Source organism: Jatrophihabitans sp. (assembly GCF_036389215.1).
In the GTDB taxonomy this organism is placed as follows: domain Bacteria; phylum Actinomycetota; class Actinomycetes; order Mycobacteriales; family Jatrophihabitantaceae; genus Jatrophihabitans_A.
Window position 1 is genome coordinate 1 of sequence record NZ_DASVQG010000314.1, and the last position, 5123, is coordinate 5123.

The window sequence follows — 5123 nt, forward strand, 5'->3', positions numbered from 1 at the left end:
ATGCTGATCGCTCAAACGGCGTCGGCCAATCTCGCCGGCAGCACGTTCGAGGGCAATGATGGCAACCTGGTCGTGAATACCGCCGGCAACACCGACTGGGCCACCGTCAGTGGTCTGAATACCGGAGTCGACCGGCCCAGCGGAAGCAATGACAACTCCTTCGGGCAGGGCACGAAAGAAGATAATGCGGCGGTGACCGTGGTTGCCGGGTCCATTCCGCCGAACAAGAATGACCTCTCCCGCTTCTACGAAGCCTCATTCCTCGGCGCCAATGGCCACAATTATTTGAATCTCGCCTGGGAGCGGTTGGTGAATATCGGCAACGCGAACCTGGACTTCGAGATCAACCAGAAGGTGACGGCCGGCTTCACCAGCACATTGATCGGGCCGATCACCCTGAACCGGACCGCCGGCGATCTGCTGGTGAGCTACGACTTCGGCGGTAGCGGCACCCCATCGCTGGCCCTGAACTTCTGGCTGACCTCGGCGGCGGGCAACACCACCAGCCAGTGCTTCTCCGCGAACGCGCTTCCCTGCTGGGGCAGGCACGTCAACCTGAGCGGGGCAGTATCCGAGGGAGCGGTGAACACCACCAGCATCGTGGACCCGCTGCAGACCGGTTCTCCCGCGCTCGGTGCCGGCTTGTTCGGCGAGGCGTCGATCGATCTCACCGCCGCAGGGGTCTTTCCGGCCGGCATTTGCGAGGCCTTCGGCAGCGTGTTCGTCAAGAGCCGTTCCTCATCCTCGTTCACTGCTGAAATCAAGGACTTCATAGCCCCGATCGCGGTGAACATCAGCAATTGCGGCTCGATCACGATCCACAAGGTGACTGAGAACGGCGACAGCAGTTTCGGCTACACCACCACCGGCAGCCTCACCCCGTCGACCTTCAGCCTGTCCAACGGCGGAACACAGACCTACTCGGCGGTTCAGGCGGGCAGTTACTCTGTCACCGAGAACCTCACCGCGGCACAGGTCAGCGCCGGCTGGACCCTTAAGAGCCTTACGTGCACGGCCTCCGGGCCGGGGACCAGCGCGACACCGAGCGGGGCGACGACCAGCATTACGATGAGTTCCGCGGGCACCGTCGACTGCGTATACACCAACAATCTGATCTTCCACCCGACGATCGCCACCTTACTGTCGGCCGAAACCGCGAAGGTCGGTGACTCGATCACCGACTCGTCGACCCTGTCCGGCGCCAGCGCCACTGCCGGCGGCACCGTCACCTACCACGCCTACGCGGGGGAGAACACCTGCACCGGAACTGACCTGCTCAACAGCAGGAAGACTGTAACGAATGGCATCGTTCCGAACTCCGATGCGTTCATCGCCTCGGCGGCCGGCCACTACAGCTTCCAGGCGGTCTACAGCGGCGATGCCGCAAACGCGGGCGCGACCAGCCCTTGCTCCAGCGAGCAACTGCTGGTCAGGGCCAGCCCCACGGCCACCACGGCACAGAACGTGATTCCCAATGACACCTTCATGCTGTCCGGGGCGACCGCTACGGCTGGCGGAACGATCACGATGAGCCTGTACGGCCCGGGCGACACCACCTGCGCCGGGACGCCGGCTCTGACCCAGACCGTCACCGTTTCGGGTAACGGCAGTTACCCGACCACAAATACCAGCTTCATCGCCAGCACCGAGGGCACCTGGCGTTGGGCATCCAGCTACAGCGGTGACACCCTCAACCTTGGTGCCACGTCCAGCTGCGGAACCGAGCGTTTCACCATCGCCAACAGCTGACAGCGGGCTGCACTGTGCCGGCCACTCCTCGCCAGGGGTGGCCGGCACGGTCGCGTGAGCTGGGGGCTGCCGATCAATCGGTCAGGGCAGGTCATCCGCAGCCGGCGTCCCTCCCGTCGTCCCGCGGTGGCCCATCTGCGACGCTGGGATCTCGGCTACCGGCGAGGTGAGGCATGCACGACAACCGTTCGATCGTCGAGGACCGGATCTCCCGGGCGGTCACCGAGCAGATCACGCCTGCGCTTTATCGCGCGACGGCGCCGCTGGCGGTCTCGGTCTGGCAGGTGCCCGACGAGCCGGTGCCGGTGTCCGAGGCGCTGGTCGCCCGCTACCAGCCGGCGGCGGTCGGCGATGCCTGGGGACCGGCCTGGAGCACCAGCTGGTTCCGGTTCACCGGGACGGTGCCGCCCGACTGGGCCGGTGCCCGGGTGGAGGCGCTGATCGACCTCGGCTTCGGCGGTGCCGCCCCCGGATTCCAGGCGGAGGGCTTGGCCTACACCGGCGACGGCCGGCCGATCAAGGGCATCGCGCCGCGGACCGGCTACGTTCCGGTGGCGGCCGCCGCGGGACAGCCGGTCAGCCTGCTGGTGGAGGCCGCGGCGAACCCCAACGTGGCCGGGGACTGGTCGTTCCGGCCGACGCCGTTGGGGGACAAGCGCACTGCCGGGCCGGCGCCGCTGTACCGGATCGTCCGCGCCGACCTGGCCGCCCTCGACCTTCCGGTCTGGGAACTGGCGCAGGACGTCTGGTGCCTGGACGGCCTGATGCGGGTGCTGCAGCCGCACGATCCGCGCCGGCACCAGATCCTGCGCAGCCTGGAACGCATGCTGGACACCCTTGACCCGGCGGATGTCCCCGGCACGGCGGACAGTGCCCGCAAGCAGCTCAGCGGCGTGCTCGCCAGCCCGGCTGCCGCCAGCGCGCACCGGGTGATCGCCACCGGTCACGCGCACATCGACTCGGCATGGCTGTGGCCGGTGCGCGAGACGATCCGCAAGACGGCGCGGACCTTCAGCAATGTCGTGGCGTTGATGGACGCCGAGCCGGACTTCGTCTTCGCCTGCTCGCAGGCCCAGCAACTGGCCTGGGTCAAGGCGCACCATCCGGCGGTGTTCGAACGGATCCGGGAGAAGGTCGGCACCGGGCAGTTCGTGCCGGTCGGCGGGATGTGGGTCGAGGCTGACACCAACATGCCCGGCGGCGAGGCGATGGTCCGCCAGTTCGTCACCGGCAAGCGCTTCTACTCCGAGGAGTTCGGCGTCGAACCGCTCGAGGTGTGGCTGCCCGACTCGTTCGGCTACAGCGCGGCGATGCCGCAGATCGCGGCACGGGCCGGGTGCCGGTGGTTCCTGACCCAGAAGATCTCCTGGAACCAGACCAACCGGATGCCGCACCACACGTTCTGGTGGGAAGGGATCGACGGCAGCCGGGTGTTCACGCACTTCCCGCCGGTGGACACCTACAACTCCGAACTGTCGGCCGCGGAGTTGGCGCATGCCTCGGACAACTATGCCGAGCACGGTTACGGCACGATGTCGCTGGTGCCGTTCGGATGGGGCGACGGCGGTGGCGGGCCGACCCGGGAGATGATCGCCGCGGCCCGCCGGACGGCGGACCTGGAGGGTTCGCCGCGGGTCCGGCTGGGCTCACCGCGCGAGTTCTTCCAGGCAGCGGAAGCCGAACTCGCTACCGTGGCTGGCGTCCCGGTATGGCGGGGCGAGCTGTACCTTGAGCTGCATCGCGGGACCTACACCTCCCAAGCCCGCACCAAGCAAGGGAACCGGCGCAGCGAGCACCTGCTGCGCGAGGCGGAACTGTGGTCGGCGACCGCGGCCGTCGCCGGGCTGGTCGACTATCCCTACGATCAGCTGGACCGGCTCTGGAAACGCGTGCTGCTCAACCAGTTCCATGACATCCTGCCGGGCAGCTCGATCGCCTGGGTGCACCGGGAGGCCGAGGCGGCCTATGCCGAGATAGCCGGTGAACTAGGGCTGATCATCGACGAGGCCCGGGTCGCGCTGGCCGGGACCGGGACGGTTCCGCTGCTGTTCAACGCCGCCCCGTTCGCCCGTGCCGGTGTCGCCGCGCTCGGCGCCGGCACCCCGCTGGCCGCTGCTGGGGTCAGCGTCAGCCGGGACGGGGACAGCTACGTTCTGGACAACGCGACGCTGAGGGTCGTGCTCGACGCGGCCGGACTGATCAGTTCGGTGTATGACCTGCCCGCCGGCCGCGAGGCGATTGCTCCTGGAAGCCACGCGAACCTGCTGCAGCTGCATCGTGATCAGCCGAACCGGTGGGATGCCTGGGACATCGACCAGCACTACCGCAACGTCACCGTCGATCTGACCGAGGTCGCGGAGATCGAGCCGGTCGCCGGTGGTGTGCGGGTCCGGCGGCGCTTCGGCAGCTCATCGGTCGAGCAGACCATCACGCTGTCCGGTGGGTCCGGCATCGCCGCCCGCCAGGTCAACGTGCGGACCGTCCTGGACTGGCACGAGTCGGCCAAGCTGCTCAAGGTGGCCTTCGGCCTGGACGTGCATGCCGATCAGTTCGCCTCCGAGACCCAGTTCGGGCACCTCTACCGGCCCACCCACGTCAACACCTCATGGGACGCCGCCCGGTTCGAGGTCTGCGCGCACCGCTGGGTACACGTCGGCGAGCCGGGCTACGGGGTGGCCGTCGTCAACGATTCGACTTATGGCCACGATGTGAACCGGGTCAGCCGCCCGGAAGGTGGCACCACGACCACCCTTCGGCTGTCACTGATCCGGGCGCCGCGCTTTCCCGATCCGGACACCGACCAGGGCGAACACATCCTCAGCTACGCCCTGGTCGTCGGCGTGGACGTCGGCGGCGCGATCGAGGCGGGTTATGACCTCAACCTGCCGGCCCGGACCGTGCTCGGCGCGGCGGGGGTGGGTCCGTTGCTGAGCGTCGACAACCCGGCCGTCGTGGTGGAGTGCGTGAAGCTGGCAGAGGACCGGTCCGGCGATCTGGTGGTGCGGCTGTACGAGTCCCGCGGCGGCCGGGCCTCCGCGCAGGTCAGCGTTGCCGCCGAGGTCAGTCAGGTGCAGGAGACCGATCTGCTGGAACGCCCGATCACCGAGGGTGCCGTGGACTCGCACAGCAGCGACGGGTTCTCCGTGCGGTTACGGCCGTTCCAGATCGTCACCGTCCGGCTACGGCTCAGCGGTGGGGCCGTCGCTCAACCATCACCGCACGGAGTGCCGGTCCTATGACGGTTGGTTCGGTGCGCTGTCCGAGGACGGACAGCCCGGCTACCTATCGGCCTACCTGATGCGCCCGTTCCGGTTCGGCCAGGAGGGGCAGCACCGTCGATGAACCCGGCTGGCTATCGAGTTCGACCCGGCAGA

2 protein-coding genes are annotated in these 5123 nt (G+C 67.9%); both read left to right on the plus strand.

Annotated elements, in window-relative coordinates; all coding sequences use genetic code 11:
* On the plus strand, window positions 1–1749 hold a 1749-nt coding region (locus VF542_RS17925), incomplete at its 5' end, for a prealbumin-like fold domain-containing protein (RefSeq protein WP_408653062.1).
* Window positions 1750–1922: 173 nt separating this feature from the next.
* Window positions 1923–4988 (plus strand): alpha-mannosidase, encoded by a 3066-nt coding sequence (locus VF542_RS17930; RefSeq protein WP_408653063.1) that lies wholly within the window; start codon window positions 1923–1925, stop codon window positions 4986–4988.
* The last annotated feature ends 135 nt before the right edge of the window (window positions 4989–5123 follow it).

Coding starts and splice junctions, on each gene's coding strand:
- VF542_RS17930 (WP_408653063.1), top strand. CDS start 1,923: ATGCACGACAACCGTTCGATCGTCGAGGACCGGATCTCCCGGGCGGTC.